This is a genomic window from Paraglaciecola sp., assembly GCF_039964565.1.
Taxonomy (GTDB): Bacteria; Pseudomonadota; Gammaproteobacteria; order Enterobacterales; family Alteromonadaceae; genus Paraglaciecola.
Genome location: NZ_JBDVXF010000045.1, coordinates 345,518 through 367,865, shown reverse-complemented (window position 1 = coordinate 367,865; position 22,348 = coordinate 345,518). Strand labels below are relative to the sequence as shown.

Here is a 22,348-nt window from a genome sequence, read left to right as displayed (position 1 = left end):
TAGGGTTAGCATGAAAATAAAAAGACTAAAGCAATACCTTGTTTTAGTCTTTAGTTGTCGCTAATTCTCAACTATAAATGGAATATTTGCATTACCTACTTTGTTTTTTCCGTCGAGGGCGTAATTAAATAAGCGATACTCACCTGCTTCATTGGGGGTAGTGAAGGTCATGGTTACGAATTTATCTTGCGCATCAGTTGAGATGATTTGTAAAGGTAAGGCAGCTGGTTTTTCTTCATGATGACCCCCTTGACTGCGGACTTCTACTTCTTTCATCAATACCCACTTGTGGGTTAATAGATCGCCGTCAGGATCGCTAACTTCCACCTTTACTTTGGCTGGTTGATTTGGTTTCAAACGCACATTATCAACGGCTTGCTTATTATTGATCGTGATAGCTTTAGACAAGGGCGCGCGGTTAGCTGGGTACTGCCCTGTCCACATTCGAGTCAGTTCGTCTATGCGAGCCGTTTGCTCGCCCGACTCATTAAACATGCCATACCAGGTAGGGGTGCGTTCTTGTTTTTGTCCCCAGAAAAATGCGAATGAACCAATGATTTTACCGGTTTTGTCATCAAGAATGACATCTTGCATACGTTTGGCCATTCCCGCCGCTTTGATGGCACTTGGCTCTTCAATTTCGCGCCCCCATTGTGTGGTGGGTAACTCCCAATGTCCCATTGGGCCAAACTCGGTCACCATGTATGGTTTGTCTAAGTTACTTTCGGCGATGCTCGCGGGTAATGTGACTAAATCACCATAAGTCTGCACAGATATAATATCGATATTAGGTGCAAATTTTATTACTTGTGCGACATCACTTGGTCTGGCGCCAGCAAGGCTAAAAGACACAGGGTGGTTAGGATCATTTTCATGAATATAATCAATGATTTCACCCATAGCGGTATACACCTTAGTGTTGACCTGTTTTAAGACTCCGTCTTCATCAAACAGTAAATTAGGTTCATTATTAATCACCCACATCAATACGTTTGGATGATTTTTGTATTTTTCGACGGCTAGGGTGACACGTTTATATTGTTCGGCTACGGCTTGTTCATCGTTGTAATCAAAACCTAATAATTCTTTACCTGTTCTAAAACCTACAGCAACCATCAGTCCAAGCTTTTCTGCCATCGCTAGCTCTCGTTCAATGTTCTCTGTACCCCAAGTGCGAAAGCTGTTACCTCCCGCATTTTTCAACGCTTTGACACTTTCGTCGCTCTTATAACCTAAGCCTACCCCCCTCACTTCAAAGGGCTGGCCATTTACGGTTAGAGAATATTGATTATCCTGTTTGATAACTTTGACTACAGAAGGGGAGTGTTTAGCGTTATTACAAGCAAACAAAAGGCTGCTAAGGGTCAAAAATACTAGTGCAAAAATTACCCCTGAAGCCAAAGAAAAATGTGATTTCATAGTGAGTCCCTAAGTTAAGAAAAGAATACTAAGTAAGGTCGCGGATAAATTGTATTCTAGATGCGCAGCATTACGAACATAAACAAGGCATAATTCGGCCAGTTGGGTGGTTGTTGGGACTAAGCGGATGCACAAGGTGTTTTTTTGGAACGGTAATAAGTCTGTTGCAAGGCAGAGTTATGAATTGGCGTTATTGCAAGCATGTTTACAAGCCACTAATCAAGCATATGCATCTGTCGACCTACGAGTCGATAACACTGATTATCCTAGTGCCGCAGACGAAGCCAATATATTTGCCAATGGTGCCGATATTTTAGTGACTGTGGCCGGAAACCGAAAGTTTAAAAACATCCAAAAGTTGGTGATCACTCAAGCTATTACTAAAGGATTGTTAGGTTTCCGGCTGCTGATAGTTAGAGACGAGCTATCGTCGAGCTTTTCGCAGATTACTCATTCCAAACAGCTACAAGTTAAGCCTTTAGGCATACCTGAAACCTGGGCTGATGCTGAACTCTTTAGGTATAACCAATACAGCGTTGTCGAGAAGGGCAATTTTGATGAGTTGTTTTTGCGATTAAAAAATGCAGAGTTCGATTATGTTGCCCTAGGAGTAAACGAAATTGAGGAAGTTTTTAAGAATAAAGCTGCACCTTTAGGCGGGTTAAGTATTGAACCATCACTCATGCTTTATTATCCGTTCCCGTTAGTGTTTTATGTCGCTGCAAACCAAGCCCGTTTGGCTCAACGGGTAGAAACTGGTCTAAACAAGTTGATTGCCAGTGGCGAATTTGAGGCGCTATTTAAGCAACATCACGGAGGGTTGGTACAGCGATTAAATTTGAGAGACAGAAAAATGTTCACTTTGACTAATCCAGAACTACCGATAGAATTCAAAGGCTTTTCTAGCTCGTTATTAGAATAGCGTTGTCGTGTCTATCCGAATAATTTTAGATACTATCCACTATCCACTATCCACTATCCACTCATCACGCAGCAATACAGCATAAATTGCGACCCGCGTCTTTCGCACGGTACATCGCTTTATCAGCCCTACCTATCCATTCAAAGCCTGTTTCATGGGGCGAGTACTGTGCAATGCCTAATGAAATGGTGACGTGTAGGTTTTTATCAAAACGATGTTGGTCGATAGATTCTCGTAGTGATTCAGCTAATATAGAGGCTTCCTCTTGATTACTATCATGTGAAATTACTACAAATTCTTCACCACCAAAGCGATAGAGCTGTTCATTTTTAGTGAGTTTCTGACTCACTAAGTCGGCAAATTCACGTAGAATACTATCACCTACACTATGCCCAAATTGGTCATTAATTTTCTTAAACTCATCTAAGTCAATAATTATTAGGCAAGGACTATGATTTTTGAGTTCGCAGTCTTGTTCAGTGATGCGTAACAATTCCTCTTCAAGTGCTCTTCTATTGCCAGCCCCAGTTAACGGGTCCTTAATTGACAATTCTTTGAGTTGGGTTTTCTGACGCAACATTCGGTCGGCAAAGGAATAACTAAACAACAGTGTAATCAGAGTTGAAAATATATATTGCACTACAAAAATATAGTTGAGTTTTTCCCATAAGAAAATGCCTAGAACCGTCACCATAGCAGCGGCAATAATAAAAGACTGCTGTGGATTGAGTAGGAAGAATATTCCTATGATCGCTGGGTATAACCAGACTAATTGTTGTGGTCCTTTTAGGGCAATAGTCGCCACCACAATAACAACACATAACAAGGCCAAAAATCTTCGAGCGAAAAGAATTTTGCCAGTGAGGTAAACATAGATAAAAAGAAAAGCAGTAGACAAAACAGCAAACGAATCCAACAATGCCATTGCCCATTCACCGTGAAAAATCCTAATTAAAACGAATGGTGCAATACACAAAGCTGAAGCACCACTAATAGACAATACGATATATTCTTCAGTCGATCTTATTCTATGTTTTATCATTAGTACTCTGCGCCCCGTTCTACTGATTTCCGTTACTCTTTACTAAGTAATGACAAGTCAATTGAAGTACTTAATTTTAATAGCCCTTATCAAAATCCAATACATGTTGTAGGGCGTGACCTTCTATATAATTAACATAATTATCACTGAATATGGCGAAAATTTCTTCAGGTATTGATTCTGCCGCAGTGTGCTGAGTGATATAGACGTTATCTAACTGCCAGTATGGGTGAGATTCAGGAAGTGGTTCTTGTGTAAATACATCCAATACCGCGGCGTGAAGCGCTTTATTTTGTAGAGCTGCAATTAATGCGCTATCGACTACAGAAGCCCCACGGCCTGCGTTAATTAATACGCAGTGGGGTGGTAAATAAGATAGAAATGTCTGATCTATCAGTCCTACAGTATCCGTGCTTTGTGGTAGTAAGCATACTAAGTAATCCAGATCTGTAGCAAAATCCTGTTGGTCTTTGAAACTGTAATATCTGTCAATGTGCTGGCAGTCACGGCTGCTGCGCGTAAAGCCTCGAGTAATCATGGAAAAATTCTTTGCCATTTGGGCTACACCGCTACCTATATCGCCTACACCCATTATTCCCAGAGTTTTTCCTGCCAGTGATTGATAACTGGGTGGTGCCCAAGTCGAGTTTTTTTGAGATTGAACGAATCCTTTCAAATTACGGGAAAAATATAACAAGTAGGCAAACACGTATTCTTGCATTTTTTGCTGAAATACTCCTTTTACACCACATAGTTGATAATCATTCTTATCCACAGCAAATAATGGCGCATTACCGGCCCAAGTAGATTGAAGCCATTTTAACTTGGTACATTGATCCACAATTTGTGACGTTAGATCCGGATCGCCAAATAAAATATCTACCTTAGCGTAATCAATAGACTCAGAAATTTTGTTATTTACCCATACTAAATCTATATCGGGCAGCGGTGATTTTTCTATTAAAGCGCGATAGCGCTCTGAATCACGGCTTAAAATGGCAACCTTATGCATAGTTAATTAGCTTCCATGTAAAGAAAAAATTACTAAAACTCATATTATCAAAATTATATTTGTAATAATTTGATTTATTTAGAATTAAATTCGGTTTATTGTTATTTACATCAATAATAATAGAAAGAGACTGCAACATGAGCACTACAGATACTGCTTCTGACAATGTAACTGCGAATATAACCGATCAAGCGAAAATATTATCGCCTAAAAGAAACACCACACAAGCCAATACAATTGAAGAGTTAACAAACGAACAGCTTGCTCACTTCGGGATAGATAAAAACAGTGAATATGGCCAAGCGTTGTTTAATACAGCGCAGCATTTATATTTTACTCAAGCCAATATGCAACAACTTTGGCAGGTTACCAGTGACACCCTAGAAGGGTTGAGTAAAGAAAATAAAGTGGCTTATTTTAATGCCAAAAAGTTTCTGTCGTTTCAGATCGCGAAAATTCTCGACACCCTACAAAATCCGTTTCGTGCTACCTATCAAAGTTTAAGTAAACAATCTGGTTCGCAAGTTAGCAAAAGTCATTACCCTTTGTTTGATAATGTGACCGCACTTTTTTCGGCAACACCTGTGGTGGTTCGAACAGCGACTTACGTTTATGCCTGCACCGAATGGGTAGACGATGCCTTTCAAGGTAAAGAGTCAACCCATCAAATTTATTCTCGCTTACTTAATCCAACTAATATTTCGCTGGCCAATGCTATTGTCGACTTAGAAGCAGGACCCTACTCAGCAGATTATTTAGCATGGAATTTTAACTCAGGCATGGCAGCAATTGACGCGTTGTTATCCAATGTATTGAGTCATGATGATGTGTTAATTGTATCTCGAAATGTTTATGGTGGAGTGTATCAACTGCTTCACGACTTTTTTGCACGTGACAATCGATTGAATGTTCGACTCGAGTGGTTTGATGGTTATACCTCGCAAGAATTTTCTAGTTTTATGCAACAAACCAAGCTTAAACATGCCAAGCGCCTCGAAGCGGGCAGCAACTTACATGTATACATGGAATCCCCCTGTAATCCTCACGGTTATGTGCTTGATGTTGCAGGGATCTGTAAAATAGCCCACGCGTCAGGTCATGTAGTGATGTTAGATGCCACTCTAGCCACGCCGATTTTACATCAACCTTTACAACGACAAGACAAAGACGAACGACCAGATTACGTAGTACATAGTTATACCAAAGACATTTGTGGTAGTGGCGCCACTACCGCAGGAGTGGTTATCGGCGAAGCTTATCGCATGTTCCAAGGTAAAGGTGATTGTGTGAAAGGTTACTCTTGGTCGAAAACTATGTTTTGGGATGTTTATTATATTAAGGGAGCGTTTTTAGACTCAGAAAAAGCCTTTGATGTATTAACGGGAATGAAAACATTAGAAATGCGTATTATGCAAAAGGTAATTAATACCTGTGTCTTTAGCCAATTTTTGGCATCTCATAAAAGTTTTAACGTTAATTGCCATGCCATCGAGGGGCACCCTAACGCTGAACTGCGGGAAAGCCAAATGCGCCACGGTTGGCCATGCGCTCTCTTTACCGTAGATATGCAAGGTACCGATATAAGCCGTGATGCTTTTGTACGTTTTTTTGATGCACTTGAACCTGCTTTTAGTCACCAGGTGAGCATTGGTCAGCACAATACTATTGTTTTATGTCCAGCACTGACTTCTCACAGTGAATTAGATCCAGAAGCCCAAGCAAAGAGTGGCATTTACCTAACCACAATGCGTGTGGCGATGGGTACTGACAACGTTAGAGAGTTGATTGCACATTTCATCAACAGTGCGAGACTACATATTGACCCTGTTATGCCGGGATTTAGCGAAAAATTTATGCCGGTCAACGAGATTGATGAACTCTATATGAAAACAAGCCTTAGAGTCAGCCAGCAGCATTATTCTAGCGGTGCATCTGTGAAAGATATGCTAGGTTAAATGTACCCGTCTCCCTTGAAGCTGCAGCGTTGTTGGCTGCACTCACTCACCCCAATCACTTAGTACGTCTAAGCTCATGGGGCTGAGTTCGATTGCCGCCTAACTGCAACTCCAATTGCTTTGGGTAAAAACCCGTCTCCCTTGAAGCTGCAGCGTTGTTGGCTGCTCTCACTCACCCCAATCAAGTGATTGGGGTTGAGTTCGTTTGCCCCCTATCTGTAACCCCAATAGCTTTGGGCATATGCATTAATTGCTTTTTGTGAGAGAGCCAACATTGCTACGGTCAAAGTCTCCTTCTGCGGTATACTCATTAATATTGAATTGCCAAGTATCATTAGCAAGCGTAGTGGGTGACCAAATTTGGGTAAAACTCTCTGAAATAAGAAGCAATTGACCAAATGTTACTTCCCATTGCAAAACCACTTCGCCATTAGCGAGCGCAGTGCCGTCTGCGTTAATGGTGATGTTAAAATTATCTTCGCCGTTAACACCGTCAAAATCACCTATCACATCTTCAGCGTTTAAGTAATCTTGAGTAGTAGTGGTTTGACTATTTTTTATAAAAGCAGTACTACCACCGGTGTGTGATGCCACAACATCCCCCTGCACAGTGATCAGCGCTCGGCCTACCTCTTCTGTTGTTTCTTGGACTACATCGCCGTCAATATATACTTTTTGTGAATGTATGACGCGTAATGAAGACTCAGCGTCATAACTATAATCGCGCATAACATAAAAATAACTAATTCCTTCCGGTAGCCCATTCCCGCTGCTCAAAAGAACAATTGTATTGTCATCTACTGTAAACAACATTGATAAGTCATCACTAAAGTTGGTTTTTTTCAAATAAAAACCACCAACCAAAGGGTTACTGTCGCTAACAAGGCGTGGCAAATTAAATATTTCATCACCCTCTTGGACAGTTAGCATATCCCCACTGCCAGTCACAGTAAAAAGGCTCTCTACAACAAATGCGGTATTAAGAGGTTGATCGTCATGTAAACCGCCGCAACCGCCTGAGTCCTCTTTGGTTGTTACACTCATGGAGCCTGTTGCACTGTCCCAAACATAAGTACCAACTTCATAACCAATTTGACCACATTCATCTTCATTCTCAGAATCAATCTCGGTACTAATATGTGCATAATGACCAGAGCGCATAAAAGTAATGATGTCGGTACCTGCTTTCCATGAACCTACTATATCCGATTCACTTGTTAGGCTATTGTCATTCACTATAGCTGCAATTGTTTTGTTAATAAGGTTAGGGTCTTGGGTAATAACATCTTGTTCAAAAGCGGCAGCGTTTGCGCTGTCGCTGACTAAATTTAATGTGCTAGTAACGCCGCTTGGTAAACTAAAATCATCATTATCAGTAATAATTTTTATTAAAGCCGCTAAGGTGTTTTTTTCTTGGCTTTGAATCAGGTTTAAAGCCGTGTTTAGTTCTGCATCGTTTGTTGGATTGACCCCATCACGGGAAAGTAAAGCATATTCTGCAGTCGTGACTTTGGTAATGTTTACCCCAAAATTTTCGTCTTCAGTTAAATCGCCATCGCTGCCTGCTTGTTCAATTAAGCTTGTAAGTGAACCAAGTTGTGAGACTAATTCAACTTCTGGATTAATGCTGCTGTCACCCAGCGCACGTATTTGTAAGAGATTATCTTCTAAGGATTCATCAACCGTAATCGTTACTGCATACACCCCGTTTTCATCAGTGGTGGTTGAAAACGCATCTGTGCCAATGGTAATTTCTACATCAGCATTGCTGGCGATATTATCTATAACTAATCCGGTAATGGTCACACTGGACACTTTACGTGTGATAGTTATAGTGATGCTTTGGGTTGCTGTCGCGCCATCATTGTCGGTCACGAGTACATCAAGTGTTACGCTGATATCGTCGTTGTCAACATCAGGAGCCGTAAAGCTGACCGAAGTAGTATCATCTCCAGAAAGTGTAATATCGGTTGATGCGGTTGACCATTTTACACTGGTAATACTGCCATCGGCATCCGACGCGTTGGCGGTCAAGGTTATTACTTGCCCTTCTTGAATTGTACTTTCGCCGCTTACAGTAACCGCGGGACTTTGATTAGTGGGTGTTGCTGCTGGGGGAGTGGAATCGCTTCCACAGCCTAATAGTAAACTACTGCTAAGTAGCGTTGATATTAGTAAAGGCCTAAGTTGACTGTTCATTTTATTATCCCTATTTTTAACGACTAACATTCTCAAAATACCTCTTGAATATTCAAAAGGCTTGAGCATTAAGTAATTGAAAAAGGGTATAGATAGGGGGAAACTTTAAATACCCTTAAATAGGGGTATTTCTTTTATACAAACTCTAATTTTTCCTGTTTGTGTTTAGAATAGGCGTTAAGAAAGTCATGCCATTTATCACAAATTAAATAATGTCCTTGTTTTTTAAACGTCACTAAATCAGCGTTCCCAATGTCGTCAGCTAGTTCTCTAACGTCATGAATATTAATTAAATTATCTTCATCTCCATGCCAAATTAATGTAGGGCATTGAATATCGCTAAGCTCTATTCCCCAATCTTGTGTCATCATCACGTATTCTTGCACATAGACATTAACTCCCCCCATTAACCTATGCCGAAGCTGTTCTCCTATTCTTTCCTGCCATAATGTTCCGGTTAAAATTTGTGAATCTGTCTGATTAAGTTGTTTAGCAATTTTAGAATAATATTTTCGAGGATCTCTTAAAGTGGAATGCATTATTAAGGACATAACATACTTGAATATATCGGGGGCTATATTAAAGACTCGCAGCATCATTTTTAAATGGGGTGCTAAAGGTTGAGATATGTAGTCCCAAGGAATTGAAGTTGAAAATAACCCTAAATGGCTAACTCTTTCAGGAAAGCGCGCAGCAAATACCGATCCGTAAGCCCCTCCAAGTGAATAACCAATAACGCTTACCTTTTTTAAGCGTAAATGATCTAATAATTCAACAACATCATGGCTAAAACTTTTATAACTGACCTCTACTTTGCTTGTAGACGAACCATAACCAGGTCGAATTATTACAATAATACGTAGTTTTTTCTCAAGGTAATACCCAGTAGAATCTTCGTGATTGGGAAATGCGCCACCAATACTTTCAAAAATGATAATTGGTAAACCTTGAGGATCCCCATACTCTAACCAAGTTAATAACCTGTTGTCCGACAGTGTCAATAATTGTTCGTACGATTGATTAATTTGAGCAGAACACGCAAAACCTAAGGTGGCAAAAGAGGTTGCAGTTATTTTCCTAACCAAAGTCAATTGAGAGTTTGACGATGTTTTACTATAAATTGACTTCAAATAAGAGCGTGCCGTATTAAGGCTAACTCCACTCAACTTTGCTGCATCGCCTAGAGAAGATGTTAAACATAAACCGTGGGTTAACCGAGCTTCAGCATAAGTTAATTGATGAAGAGATCTAATCACCGATAAATCAGGAGTTATTTTTTCATCCGCAGTAAAAACAAGTAAAGCCGTTGTTGCACCTTTTAGCGATCTGTCTACCTCAATTTTCTTAATTGGTACCGCCATTAACAGTACTTTAGAGTCAATATCTATCTGCATGCCTTGGGTAGGGAAGTTTATTGTTCGAGACATGATATCAAGCAACTGCTTAGACAATGAAGCCGATTTCAATTCAAATTGTTGCTTTTGATTAATACATAAAAACTGTTCTTTTTGCAGTAAATTGGCTGCTCTTCTATTTTGAGCAATAACTTTTAATTCAGGGTTAACAAAAAATACTGCCATAGGTAAATGGTCAACTAAATGTTTCCAAGTGCCGCTTTGCTCTTGTAGACCATGTAATTCTCGCGTTATTTTTCTAGCCCGTTGGCAATGTTCGGATAACAAATTGAATTCTTGTTCAGGATAAATGGCATCATTAAACAAATGTTCCATTTGCTCTAATAGCTCTAACCAAAGCTCTGGTTCTAAGGTCGCTTGATAAATTAAACTTATCGGATCCATTTTTGTATTCATATGTATTTCTTAACCACAACCTTAGGAGATATCCATCAATACTAACCGAATTCTAGAACCGAACAAGCAGGGTATAAGCCGATTAGTTGTTGAAACAACTGAGCAGTCAGTCATACTTTGGTTTTTAATCTGCGTGAGAAACTGACTTTGTCAAAAATTGAATTTCTACCACAACAAAAAGAACAGCTTATTCAAAAGTTACAAAAGTATATGAGTAAAGAGCTAGAAGTTGAGTTAGGCCAATTTGACGCCGACTTCTTACTCGATTTCATTTCAAAAGAAATGGGTAGCCATTATTACAACCAAGGACTTTACGATGCTCAGACTGTGCTTGCAGATAGAATGGACTCTTTGGTTGAGGTGATTTATCAGCTAGAAAAGTAGAGGGGGGCTCGAACTAGTCAAGTTATGTGTATTCTACGCTGCAAATAGACTGTTACATTCTAAGCATTTAGTAACATTTTCGCTGCACAATTTTTTTTATTCCTTGTGATATTCCCATCAAAAAAAGGTAAATTAATAGCATTCAAATTATCACGGAAAAACCATGGCGTTCACCATTAATAAACTTAGACAGCAACCAGCTTGGATCGCACTGATTATTTTCGTTGCCCTTTGTTTATGGGTTGCGTCGGGTATGCTTGAAGCACAAAACCAAGATGACTCAGCAACAGCCAAAAAAACCGAAGCGTCGTTAGTCAAGGTAACGGTTGAGCAGGTCACCGCCGACACAGTGACCCGTGAAATCAGTTTGTATGGTAGAACCGAACCCGATCGTGTGGCCACCTTACGTGCTGAAGTAAAAGGTTTAGTAACAGCAGTGCATGTGCAACAAGGTGAACGTGTTAACAAAGGCCAAAAGATAATCAGTCTTGAAAAAAATGATTACGAAAGTCGTTTACAGTCAGCTAAAGCGACGCTTAAGCAGCGCGAAGTCGAATTAAAAGGTGCAGAGTCTTTAGGTAAACAAGGGTATCAATCACAAACTGCTTTGGCTCAAGCTTCAGCCAATTTGGAAATGGCTAAAGCCGATGTTACGGCTTACGAATTAGCGGTATCTAGAACCCAGATTACGGCACCATTTGATGGCATTGTTAATGAACGATTTATCGAAGTGGGTGATTTTCTTAAGGAAGGCGACAAAGTAGCGTTGCTTGTAGATTTAGATCCTTTGGTCATTACTGCTAACGTTACTGAAGCTAATGTTAATGGGCTAAAAGCGCAACAGCAAGCTTCTGGACGTATGGTGTCAGGGGACGTGTTGCAAGGTAAAATTCGTTATATATCCAGTGTTTCTGAACTGGGTACTAATACCTTCAAAATTGAAGTGGAAGTACCTAACCCTGAATATTCTCAAATGGCTGGGATGAGTACTGAACTAGCTTTACCACTGGAAACAACTTGGGCTATGCGAATTACTCCAGCGGTAATGGCGTTAGACGAACAGGGTAATCTGGGAGTCAAAATAGTAGTCGATGAACACGTCAAGTTTGTGCCTATCGATATTGTAAAAAGTGATAGCCAAGGTGTGTGGTTATCTGGCTTAGGCCAACAAGCGGACATTATAACCCTTGGGCACGGTTTTGTGCGAGATGGGGATAAAGTAGAAGTTAGCCGTGTTAACGAAAGCGCCAACGGTGCTAACAGTCTTTCTTCAAAGGCTAACCAATGAATAATCTAATTTATGGTGCGTTGAACCATAGCCGCACGGTATTAATGATATTTGTATTACTGCTGGTTTCAGGGGTAGTGACTTATTCGAATATCCCTAAAGAATCGAATCCAGATGTGCCTATTCCATTTATCTATATTTCAATTATTCATGATGGCATCTCTCCAGAAGATTCAGAGCGGATGTTGGTTAAACCCATGGAACGTGAATTACGCTCTATTGATGGACTAAAGGAAATGCGAGCGACTGCTGGAGAAGGGTTCGCCAGTATCAACCTCGAATTTATAGCTGGCTTTGATTCTGGCGAAGCGCTAGCAGATGTTAGAGATAAAGTAACCGTTGCCCGAGCAAAACTGCCCTCTGAGTCTGAAGAACCGACTATTCATGAAGTGACCATGGCTGGGCAACAAGCGGCGATTACTGTGGTGTTGTCAGGGCCTGTTTCCGAACGCGCATTAGTGACCGTTGCCCGAGAACTAAAAAATCAATTGGAAGGATTGAGCCAAGTCCTCGAAGTGGATATTGGTGGAGATCGCGAAGATATCGTAGAAATAGTGGTCGATCCATTACTAATGGAGTCTTACGGGCTGGATCAAAGCGATATTTTAAACTTGTTATCGCGAAATAATAAACTGGTACCCGCAGGTACGATGGACAATGGCAAAGGTAGTTTTGCGGTCAAGGTTCCCTCTGTATTTGAATCAGTCAAAGATGTAATGGAACAACCTGTAAAAGTGCAGGGTGACAGTGTGATTACTTTTCAAGACGTAGCACAAGTGAGACGCGCCTATAAAGATCCCAGTAGTTTTGCACGATTAAACGGCCATACATCAGTGTCGTTGGAGGTAAAAAAACGCCCCGGTGAAAATATGCTTGAAACTGTGGCTGATGTGAAATCACTAGTCTCTGCGGCTCAAAAGTCTTCTATATGGCCAGCTAGTATTGAGGTGAGTTATACAGGCGACCAAAGCATTGACGTAAACATGATGCTGACAGATCTACAAAACAATGTGTCTAGCGCCATTATTTTGGTGGCTGTTGTTATTGTGGCAATTTTGGGGTTGCGCACAGCCATATTGGTGGGGGTGTCTATTCCGGGCTCATTTTTGACCGGTATCCTGATTATTTCGTTATTCGGATACACCTTAAATATGGTGGTTTTGTTTTCACTTATCATGGCAGTGGGCATGTTAGTGGATGGTGCCATTGTGGTGACCGAATACGCCGACCGCTGTATGAGTGAAGGCATGGATAAAAAGGCAGCCTACAGTAAAGCGGCGCAAAGAATGGCATGGCCGATAATCGCCTCTACTGCGACTACCTTAGCGGCATTTGCCCCTTTAATGTTTTGGCCTGGCATGATGGGTGAATTCATGAAATACCTGCCTTTTACCCTGATCGCTGTATTGTCAGCATCACTGTTAATGGCATTAATATTTGTTCCCGTATTGGGCGGTGTATTTGGCAAACCACGGTATGTCACCCAATTTGCTAAGCAACAAATGCTTGAGTCTGAAACTGGTGACATAAAGAAAGTACAAGGCTTTTCTGGTAAGTATATCCGTGTTTTAGCGACGGCTATTACGCATCCTTGGAAAATATTGATGGGTGCAATTGTGGTTGCCATTTTGTCTTTTACCGCTTACGGGATGTCTGGTTTAGGGACACAGTTTTTTCCTAACGTTGATTCTAAAGGGATTAATATTACCGTGCGAAGTGCTGGTGATTTATCGATTTACGAAAAAGATAAAGTCATCAAAACAGTCGAATCTCGATTGTTAGATATGGATGCAATTGAAACGCTTTATGTGCGAACCGGTGGTAGCGATCAAATCGGTTACTTACGCATGAATCTATTGGATTGGCACTTGCGTGAACACTCAGACGAGGTCCTTAAACAGACTCACGCTAGGCTTGATGATTTAGCCGGTATGGATATCGAAATTACACCGGATCAAAATGGTCCCCAGCAGGGTAAAGACTTACAAATTTTATTGTCCTCTCGTTTTCCTGAATTACTGGATGAAGCGGCATTAAAAATACGAGCTGCACTAAGTAGTAACGATAAATTTACTTCAATTAGCGATACGTCGTCAAAACCTGGTATTGAATGGCAACTTAAAGTTAATCGCAGTGATGCGGCGCGTTTTGGCGCAGACGCAACGCTAGTTGGCAGTACTGTTCAGTTTATTACTAATGGTTTGAAAATTGGCGAGTATCGACCAAACGATGTTGATGATGAGTTAGATATTCGAGTGCGTTACCCAATGGACTCCCGATACGTTGGTAAACTAGATGAGTTACGTATGAAAACCGCGAGTGGCATGGTGCCTATCTCCAATTTTGTCGAGCGTACTCCACAACCTAAAACCGACCTTATTCGGCATATCGATAGTCAGCGAGTGATTACAGTCGAAGCGAATATGGTTCCAGGCGAATTGTTAAGTATTGAATTGCCCAAATTGCAGGCATTACTACCTGAATTAGATCTCGACCCCAGAGTGAATTTACAGGTCAAAGGCCAAAATGAACAACAAGATGAGTCAACCGCTTTTTTGCAAAATGCCTTCTTAGTGGCGTTGTTTGTGATGGCGATAATTTTGGTGACACAGTTTAATAGTTTCTATCAGGCCTTTTTGATTCTAAGCGCAGTATTGTTTTCAACTGTAGGGGTGTTTTTGGGTCTACTAGTGTTTCAACAACCCTTTGGAATTGTTATGTCTGGTATTGGTGTCATTGCGTTGGCGGGCATTGTGGTAAACAACAACATCGTACTCATCGATACCTATAATATTTTACGCAAAGAGGGCCTTCCTTATTCTGAGGCGATATTGCGTACAGGAGCTCAACGTTTGCGGCCGGTGTTAATGACAACCGTTACTACCATTTTAGGATTGTTACCTATGGTGGCCAAAGTCAATATCGACTTTATTGGTCGTAACGTTGATATTGGTGGTCCTTCAACAGAATGGTGGTCGCAATTAGCTACAGCAGTGGCGGGAGGATTAGCATTTGCGACTGTGCTCACCTTAATTCTGACACCTTGTATGTTAGCCTTGAAAGCGCGAAGAGAAGAGCGCAAGGCCTTAAAAATTGTTGGACGGGAAATTAAGTACTCTCCTGATCCATTAGGTGATGCTTAAATGACGGCATAAACACTTGTCATCAAACGGTCTCAAAAGTGAAATAAATTATTCAAACTGCAATGTTAGCTTAAGCCAAACCAGTTGGCTTAAGCAAAACTATGCATATCAGTTACATTATTTATTTTGTTCTAATATTAGTCGGGTGTTATGTCGTTTCTCGGTTAATGACTCGCTTGCAACTCTCCCGAGCTAAACATTCTTCTCTGCGAGGCCATAGCAAATGGTCTAGGCGTATTGCTTCCAAAATACCTTTTTTTACCTATAGCGATTCTGAGTATTTTAGCACTGACGGAGCACCGCAAAACATTGCCATGCTCAGGCGTTCTGCTATGCAAAGATTGCAAGACAATCTAACAAAACGTTCCGCAGATACCTTGGCCTATTGCGAGTCAATTGAGCGTAGCATTTCAGATGTACGTTTTACTAGTCACTATCGTATTCCTTTCCCGTATCGAAATCAGTTAAGCCAAACCTTTAAACTCGGATCTATTGCTGATGAATCTAAGGGCAACCAAATAAAAGACCTAGATGGTAATTGGCGCTATGACTTGTCGGGTTCGTACGGGGTTAATGTGTTTGGCTACGATTTTTACAAAGAATGTATGCAGCAAGGTGCACAGCAAACCCAATCCTTAGGGCCTGTCTTAGGGGCATATCATCCAGTCATCGCTGAAAATGTGGCACAAATCAAAAAAATTTCGGGTTTAGACGAAGTGTCTTTCCATATGTCCGGCACCGAAGCTGTGATGCAAGCCGTTAGATTAGCGCGATATCATACCGGCAAAACCCATCTTGTTCGTTTGTGCGGCGCATACCATGGCTGGTGGGATGGAGTGCAGCCTGGTATAGGTAATAATCGTAAAACCCACGATGTATATACCTTAGAAGATTTAAGTGAGCATACCTTACATGTACTTAAAACTCGCAAAGATATTGCCTGCATCTTGATTAATCCGTTACAAGCGTTTCATCCCAATGCCGATTCGGCGTCAGACGTGTCACTGATTGCCAGCGACCGCAATACCCACTTCGATAAAGTGGCCTATAGCAAGTGGTTGACGAAAATCAGAGATATCTGCACCCACAAAAACATCGTGCTTATTTTCGACGAAGTATTCACGGGTTTTAGGCTAAGTTATCGCGGCGCTCAGGGATTTTTTGGTGTTCAGGCAGATATGGTGACCTATGGTAAAACACTGGGCGGCGGTTATCCTGTTGGGGTGTTAGCGGGCACTCACTCTCTAATGAAACGTTTTAAAGACGCTAAACCGGTAGATGTTTCATTTGCTCGGGGCACGTTTAATTCTCATCCAAGTGTGATGGGAGCGATGCACCAGTTTCTCAAAAAAATCCAAACGCCAGATATCCAGTCTTTGTACCAAACATCCGAAGCAAGCTGGAATCAGCGTGTGGCACGTTTTAACCAGCGCTTATTAGCTGAAAAACTGCCACTAAAAATTACCAATATGCATTCTATTTTGTCGGTAATTTATACCCTACCTAGTCGTTATAATTGGATGTTGCAGTTTTACCTGCGAGACGCAGGTTTAGAGTTGAGCTGGACCGGCACCGGGCGATTTATCATGAGCCTAAGTTACAGCGACGATGAATTTGACGCAGTGATTGATTGTTTTGTCACGGCAGCAAAACAGATGTCCGAAGATGGCTGGTGGTGGACCTGTGATGCGCTAACTAACAAAGCCATCAAACGACAGTTCTTAGGAGACATGTTAAGCGTAATGTTTCCGATATTACGCCCTCTATTACCTGCGCCGCTGCACAAGCTTAAAAGTCTGAATAATCCAAAGGCACCCAATAGCAAATTCGTAGCGCAGTCAGATAACAACTCAAGTCAGGTAGGTTAGATATGTTGATAACAAAAGATACACGAGTACAGCAAAGCTTTAGGCCGTCTTTAAACGTTGAATTTGATGTCTTTTTACAACAACAGAGCAAAAGATTTGCACCTGAAAACTGTCTTAAGATTGATTTTCATTGCCATGATCAAAACAGTGACGTACCCGACGAGTTATGGGGGCGTATTTTAAGGCTGCCAGAAACGTGGTTGAAAACCAAAAAGTTGGTTAAGTTGCTTCAGGCAAACGGCAGTCAAGTGTTAACCATTACTAACCATAATAACGCCCGTTCTTGCTGGGATCTTAAATCCAAAGGTATAGATGTTCTCGCGGCTGCAGAATTTACCTGCTTTTTCCCAGAATACGATTTGTTTATCCATGTTTTAACTTACGGCTTTAGTCAAGAGCAAGAAGAGATTCTGAATCGCAAACGACAAAATGTGTACGACTTTTTGCGCTACGCTGCCGCAGAAGATTTGCCGGTAATTATGCCGCACCCTTTATACTTCTATACTCGAAATGAAAAAATTGACCTAAGCGTGTTTGAAAAATTGGCAGTGATTTTTGCCCGCTTCGAAGTTTTAAATGGACAAAGAGACCTATGGCAGAGTGTACTGACGTTAAATTGGGTGCAAAGCTTAAGTCCAGAAAAGGTCCTGAGTTATGCTAAAAAGCACCATCTTGACCCCGCAGAATTTGGAGTTGATCCATACAAAGCTAAGGTACTAACTGGCGGTTCTGACGATCACACGGGTATTTTTGCAGGGCAGTGTGGTTCGTATTTATATGTCGAAAATTTGGCTGAACGCCTGAAAACAACCCCTGCCTCTGAACTCGCACTAGAAGCCATAAAAAACGGTGATATCGCTCCTTTTGGGCAAGTCGGTGAAAATCAAAAACTCAATATCGCTTTGCTTGACTATTTCTCGCAAGTGGCGACTAAAATCAAAGATCCCGGTTTGTTTAGGATCATGCTACACCGCGGTTCAACTTGGGACAAAATAGGTTGTTTTGTTGTCAGTAACTTGTTGTTAGAAATGCAAAAACACAAAAAAACAATGAAGTTTTTTTCCTTTGTACATGAATCCCTGCAAGGTAAAAAACCAAGCAAGTTGCTGAAATGGCAGGTATCCAAAGATTACAAATTTTGCATCAACCAACTAGAAAAAATTGCTGACAGCAAAAAAGAAGGCCCCGAGGTCTTTACTGAAACGGTGAATACTGCCATCAGAGAATTATTCACGCATTTGAATAAGCTGATTGCCCAACGCGTGGAAACGGCCATTAAAAATAGTAATGGTCTTCGCTTAGATAGTTTCTCTACAGAAGAAATTACCCGTAAATTTGAAGTGCCGAGTCAACTTACCGCGCTGTTTTTAGGGGAAGGCAAACGCCAAGACAACATGAGTAACGTGCGTGTTGAGAAGTTGCTTGATAACTTATCATTCCCGATTTTAATCAGTTTGATTTTGGCGGGGTCAACTTTAGCTTCGACCCGAGTGCTATATCAGAATCGACAATTGCTAAATCAATTTGCGCAACATTTGGGCAAAAATCAGCACTCAAATAGAGCGCTATATTTGACAGATACTCTGTTTGACAAAAACGGCGTTTCAACCTCATTAAGCGGCAAACTAAAAGAAATACAGCGTGCAGATTTACCCGTTGATTTTTTGATCTGTCATGAAGAAGTAGAGTCAGCGCCTCATTTACACGTAGTACGCCCGATTACCGAATTTGAAGTGCATCGCTATGGGGAACAAAAAATTCGTATTCCAGACTTGATGGAAATCGCCAACATATTTTATGACGGTGGCTACGATAGAATCATTTGTTCTACAGAAGGACCCATGGCGGCGGTCTCTTTGTTTATTCAGCAAATGTTCAACGTCCCAAGTTATTTCTTTATGCACACTGACTGGGTGGATTTTATTAAACACACCACCGATTTGAATCAACATGAACGTGACAGAGTCAGGCGTTTAATGCGTGCGCTATATAACAGATACGATGGTGTGTTTGTGCTTAACTCTGAGCACAAAGACTGGTTAACAGGTTTTGAGATGCAACTTCCTGAAAACCAAGTATTTGTTACTGCGCACCACACTCAGCCACGAGATTTAGGGATACAAAAAGTAAGTAAGGCTAGCATTATTCCCGGCGCGACTGATGATACTCCAGTCGTGTTTATTGCTTGTAGAATAAGTAAAGAAAAGGGAATTTTAGAGCTGCCTGAAATTGTGAAACATGCCAAAAAGCGTATTCCCAATTTAGAAATTGTGGTGGCCGGCTCAGGGCCTGCGGAACAACAACTCAAGGAAGCTTTGCCAGATGCCATTTACCTTGGCTGGCAAGATAAAAAACAACTTGCAGCTTTATATCTAGGACTAGATTTGTTTGTCTTTCCGTCTCGCTTCGATACCTTTGGTAACGTCATTCTAGAGGCTTTTGTACACGGTATGCCAACGGTTGCATACAATTGTAAAGGCCCTAAAGACATTATCCAAAATAATAAAAATGGTTATTTGGTCGAAGATATTGCTGCCATGAGTGACAAGATTGTTGAGTATTTTTCAAATACAAGTATTCAAGAAAGTATGCAGCAAAAAGCCTTACAAAGAGCCAGTGAATATCAAGCAGAACCTATCATGCAACAGTTTTTACATGACATGGGGTTAGAGTTACCTGTTTTATACAACAATCAAAGAACGGTGGCCTAAACGTGGTAAGCGGAGTACACACTTTAACTAAACGAGAACAGCTCAACTTTTTGCTAACTAACCGTATTCCTAGACGGTGGCTTACTTTTTTTATGGGCTGGTACAGCCAAATTCAAAGTCCGTTGTTAACTAAATTTTCAATCTGGTTATGGTCTTTATTCGCCGAGGACTTAAGGCTGCAAGACGCTAAGAAGCAAAATTTTACTAGCTTAGGAGAGTGTTTTACTCGTGAGCTTAAAGATGGCTTAAGACCTATTGTAATGGATCCGCAGCAAGTGGTGAGTCCATGTGACGCCATAGTGGGTGAATGCGGTGAAATACAAGGCACCAAAGTATTTCAAGCCAAGGGCTTTCCTTATGATATCAGTGAGTTAATACCGAATATCCATTTAAATCATAAATACCGTGATGGTAAATACGTCACGCTGCGTTTGAAATCCAGTATGTATCATAGGTTTCACGCACCTGTAGCCTGCAGCGTGAGCAATGTGACTTATATTTCCGGTGACACGTGGAACGTCAATCCAGTGGCTCTTAAAAAAGTACAAAAACTGTTTTGTAAAAACGAGCGCGCGGTCATCGAGCTTAAAAATACTCACCCTAGCAGCAGTATCACTTTAGTGCCAGTTGCCGCTATTTTGGTGGCAAGTATGAAGTTTAACTTTTTGTCGCAAACCCTAAATTTGAAATACCAAGGTCCGAACGAAATTCCTTGTGATGCACAGTTTAATAAAGGTGAAGAAATGGGCTATTTCCAGCACGGCTCTACCATTATTTTATTTGCCACTAGTAACTACGAGTTTTGTGAAGGCATTAAACAAGGAACGCCTATTCAGATGGGGCAACCATTGCTTAGCGGGCATTTAACCAGTTTTCCATAACACTTAGACGACAAATGAGTCGTCGATTTTACATTGACTAACTAATAGGTATAAATATGACTTTTCTAGAAGAATTACAAAAACAACGTTGGGACGATCATCGCTATTATCACCATAATAGAATTAACCAATTTTTGCATTTACTTAGCGCCAGCTGTTTTATCGTTAGTTACATTTTAGTATTTTATTTTCCCGCGGCAGCGGCGTTAGTGGGCTGGTTATTGGCAATGGTATTGCGCCAAACAGGGCATTTCTTTTTTGAACCAAAAACTTACGACGAGGTGAACAAAACTACCCATGAATATAAGGAGAGCGTTAAGGTTGGGTATAACTTACAACGTAAAGTCGTGTTGTTATCTATATGGGCGTTGGTACCCATAGTGCTATTTTTTGAGCCAGAGTTCTTTGGGATTTTTACTGCAGCTACAAATTTTGAAGGGTTTATTAACAACATGGCGATCATTTGGTTAGTGGTTGGTTTAGGCGCAATTGTGTTTAGAACTGTGCATCTATTTAAATTGATGGGAGTTCAGTCAGGTTTAGTATGGTTTACTAAAATTGCCACCGACCCTTTCCATGATATTAAGATTTACCATAAATCTCCTTATTATATTCTCAAAGGTGACATGTACGACACCATGGATGATTGGTATGAAGATGCGTCGTTTGAAAACAAAGCAAAAATCTAATTTATTCACACAATAATGATTAATCTCACAAACTTTTTTAGCTGTGTACTCGACTTAAATGTTGATTACACAACTAATACCAATCCATCCTAACAATTGATCGCTCAGCGAGATTTAAAATCACCTAATCAAGGCGCTCGAATGAAGCAATAGTTATTCTACTGTAAGTTCGAGCAACGCAGAGTAGGTGCTTTTAAACCTCGCCCAAAGGGAGAACACCAGCGACTTTCACTCTTCGTTCTAGCCCTTTGAAAGGGAGTGGCCATTCCTGCAGGACTACGCCTCGATTGAAAGTCGCTGGTGTTCTCTGAGTGACAAATTGTTAAGATGAATTGGTATAAAAGGTTTATTTATGAAAAATGCCACTAAAAATCTGATTTCTTCACTCGTATCATTGGTCGTTTGTCAGGTGGTTGTGGCAAAGTCAGATAATAATTCAAGGGATGACTATTCAGTCGTTGCATTCAAAAATTGTGAAATTGTCAGCCACCAAGCAATGACAGAGCAAGGGATAGCTGCTTATCTTAGCTTGAAGCAACAAGAACAAAAAATGGATGAATTAGAATTACCTATTCAAGGCATTGAACAAGAAATGCTGGAATATACTGATTCAATTGAAAAGCTCACAAAATTAGCCATTCAAGAAACCGATGAATCGCTGTATATCGATAAAAAATTGATGGAACAACAAAATGTAGTCGTTAAAGAATTCGATGATTTTATGCAAAAACACCAACAAGATTTTGATGCCTTAGGTGCTCAGGGTGCTGTGATTAGGAAATACGCGGATAAATTCTCAGATAACATTAAGGACACCTTAGCAGGTGTTGATTACGATCAAGTACAAGTATTAACTTCAGGTCAAAGCCCTCGTACATCTCATTGCGATAACTCACTTAAGATGATTGTGATATAAACGTGGCCTAAGCACTAAGCTGCGGGCTAGCCAAGTCATTCGTACACTTATTATCTGATTGTATATATTACGTTTTGCTACAATAAAACTTTAGCTTAATGAACAATT

General features: G+C 40.8%; 15 protein-coding genes. 10 read left to right on the top strand and 5 right to left on the bottom strand.

The genetic code is table 11. The features are described 5' to 3' along the window. Window positions 1-60 precede the first annotated feature (60 nt). A complete protein-coding gene (locus ABJK37_RS23255; RefSeq protein ID WP_348358789.1) occupies window positions 61-1,419 on the bottom strand; it encodes a glycoside hydrolase family 2 TIM barrel-domain containing protein in 1,359 nt (452 codons plus the stop codon). Window positions 1,420-1,546: 127 nt separating this feature from the next. Here ABJK37_RS23255 and ABJK37_RS23250 point away from each other — a divergent pair, with 127 nt between their 5' ends. Then, a complete protein-coding gene (locus tag ABJK37_RS23250; RefSeq protein WP_348358787.1) occupies window positions 1,547-2,341 on the top strand; it encodes a hypothetical protein in 795 nt (264 codons plus the stop codon). A gap of 64 nt (window positions 2,342-2,405) precedes the next feature. Here the strand turns inward: ABJK37_RS23250 and ABJK37_RS23245 are convergent, their stop codons facing one another. Further along, window positions 2,406-3,383 (bottom strand): diguanylate cyclase, encoded by a 978-nt coding sequence (locus ABJK37_RS23245; RefSeq protein ID WP_348358785.1) that lies wholly within the window; start codon window positions 3,381-3,383, stop codon window positions 2,406-2,408. A 76-nt stretch (window positions 3,384-3,459) separates the two neighbouring features. Further along, window positions 3,460-4,395, bottom strand: coding sequence for a D-2-hydroxyacid dehydrogenase (locus ABJK37_RS23240; RefSeq protein ID WP_348358783.1), 936 nt, complete (start codon window positions 4,393-4,395; stop codon window positions 3,460-3,462). Between the two features lie 137 nt (window positions 4,396-4,532). On the opposite strand from ABJK37_RS23240, the gene ABJK37_RS23235 reads away from it, so the two are divergent. Continuing rightward, complete coding sequence (locus ABJK37_RS23235; protein ID WP_348358781.1) at window positions 4,533-6,350, top strand: PLP-dependent transferase; 1,818 nt, start codon at window positions 4,533-4,535, stop codon at window positions 6,348-6,350. A 246-nt stretch (window positions 6,351-6,596) separates the two neighbouring features. On the opposite strand, the gene ABJK37_RS23230 is transcribed toward ABJK37_RS23235, so the two are convergent. Beyond that, the gene (locus tag ABJK37_RS23230; protein ID WP_348358779.1) at window positions 6,597-8,549 is read right to left on the bottom strand and encodes a hypothetical protein; all 1,953 of its coding nucleotides are present in this window, start codon (window positions 8,547-8,549) and stop codon (window positions 6,597-6,599) included. Between the two features lie 134 nt (window positions 8,550-8,683). Next, a complete protein-coding gene (locus tag ABJK37_RS23225; RefSeq protein ID WP_348358777.1) occupies window positions 8,684-10,360 on the bottom strand; it encodes an alpha/beta hydrolase in 1,677 nt (558 codons plus the stop codon). A 147-nt stretch (window positions 10,361-10,507) separates the two neighbouring features. On the opposite strand from ABJK37_RS23225, the gene ABJK37_RS23220 reads away from it, so the two are divergent. The 8 genes from ABJK37_RS23220 (at window position 10,508) to ABJK37_RS23185 (ending at window position 22,240) form a co-directional block, all read left to right on the top strand. Beyond that, window positions 10,508-10,744: a DUF2164 domain-containing protein gene (locus ABJK37_RS23220; protein WP_348358775.1), complete on the top strand. Its 237-nt coding sequence runs from the start codon at window positions 10,508-10,510 to the stop codon at window positions 10,742-10,744. A gap of 163 nt (window positions 10,745-10,907) precedes the next feature. Beyond that, window positions 10,908-12,032: an efflux RND transporter periplasmic adaptor subunit gene (locus tag ABJK37_RS23215; RefSeq protein WP_348358773.1), complete on the top strand. Its 1,125-nt coding sequence runs from the start codon at window positions 10,908-10,910 to the stop codon at window positions 12,030-12,032. Beyond that, window positions 12,029-15,175, top strand: a complete 3,147-nt coding sequence (locus tag ABJK37_RS23210; protein ID WP_348358771.1) for an efflux RND transporter permease subunit — start codon at window positions 12,029-12,031, stop codon at window positions 15,173-15,175. The genes ABJK37_RS23215 and ABJK37_RS23210 overlap by 4 nt, the downstream gene beginning before the upstream one ends. 101 nt (window positions 15,176-15,276) lie before the next feature. Then, window positions 15,277-17,043 carry an aminotransferase class III-fold pyridoxal phosphate-dependent enzyme gene (locus ABJK37_RS23205; protein WP_348358769.1) on the top strand — a complete coding sequence of 589 codons (1,767 nt, stop codon included), beginning with the start codon at window positions 15,277-15,279 and terminating at the stop codon, window positions 17,041-17,043. Between the two features lie 2 nt (window positions 17,044-17,045). Continuing rightward, window positions 17,046-19,754: a glycosyltransferase gene (locus tag ABJK37_RS23200; RefSeq protein ID WP_348358767.1), complete on the top strand. Its 2,709-nt coding sequence runs from the start codon at window positions 17,046-17,048 to the stop codon at window positions 19,752-19,754. 2 nt (window positions 19,755-19,756) lie between these two features. Then, on the top strand, window positions 19,757-20,635 hold the full coding sequence (gene asd, locus ABJK37_RS23195; RefSeq protein WP_348358765.1) for an archaetidylserine decarboxylase: 879 nt from the start codon (window positions 19,757-19,759) through the stop codon (window positions 20,633-20,635). A 56-nt stretch (window positions 20,636-20,691) separates the two neighbouring features. Continuing rightward, entirely contained in the window at window positions 20,692-21,324 is a 633-nt protein-coding gene (locus ABJK37_RS23190; protein WP_348358763.1) for a hypothetical protein, read from the top strand. Window positions 21,325-21,676: 352 nt separating this feature from the next. Beyond that, on the top strand, window positions 21,677-22,240 hold the full coding sequence (locus ABJK37_RS23185) for a hypothetical protein (protein WP_348358761.1): 564 nt from the start codon (window positions 21,677-21,679) through the stop codon (window positions 22,238-22,240). Window positions 22,241-22,348: the final 108 nt, after the last annotated feature.

Coding starts and splice junctions, on each gene's coding strand:
- ABJK37_RS23255 (WP_348358789.1), bottom strand. CDS start 1,419: ATGAAATCACATTTTTCTTTGGCTTCAGGGGTAATTTTTGCACTAGTA.
- ABJK37_RS23250 (WP_348358787.1), top strand. CDS start 1,547: ATGCACAAGGTGTTTTTTTGGAACGGTAATAAGTCTGTTGCAAGGCAG.
- ABJK37_RS23245 (WP_348358785.1), bottom strand. CDS start 3,383: ATGATAAAACATAGAATAAGATCGACTGAAGAATATATCGTATTGTCT.
- ABJK37_RS23240 (WP_348358783.1), bottom strand. CDS start 4,395: ATGCATAAGGTTGCCATTTTAAGCCGTGATTCAGAGCGCTATCGCGCT.
- ABJK37_RS23235 (WP_348358781.1), top strand. CDS start 4,533: ATGAGCACTACAGATACTGCTTCTGACAATGTAACTGCGAATATAACC.
- ABJK37_RS23230 (WP_348358779.1), bottom strand. CDS start 8,549: ATGAACAGTCAACTTAGGCCTTTACTAATATCAACGCTACTTAGCAGT.
- ABJK37_RS23225 (WP_348358777.1), bottom strand. CDS start 10,360: ATGAATACAAAAATGGATCCGATAAGTTTAATTTATCAAGCGACCTTA.
- ABJK37_RS23215 (WP_348358773.1), top strand. CDS start 10,908: ATGGCGTTCACCATTAATAAACTTAGACAGCAACCAGCTTGGATCGCA.
- ABJK37_RS23210 (WP_348358771.1), top strand. CDS start 12,029: ATGAATAATCTAATTTATGGTGCGTTGAACCATAGCCGCACGGTATTA.
- ABJK37_RS23205 (WP_348358769.1), top strand. CDS start 15,277: ATGCATATCAGTTACATTATTTATTTTGTTCTAATATTAGTCGGGTGT.
- ABJK37_RS23200 (WP_348358767.1), top strand. CDS start 17,046: ATGTTGATAACAAAAGATACACGAGTACAGCAAAGCTTTAGGCCGTCT.
- ABJK37_RS23190 (WP_348358763.1), top strand. CDS start 20,692: ATGACTTTTCTAGAAGAATTACAAAAACAACGTTGGGACGATCATCGC.
- ABJK37_RS23185 (WP_348358761.1), top strand. CDS start 21,677: ATGAAAAATGCCACTAAAAATCTGATTTCTTCACTCGTATCATTGGTC.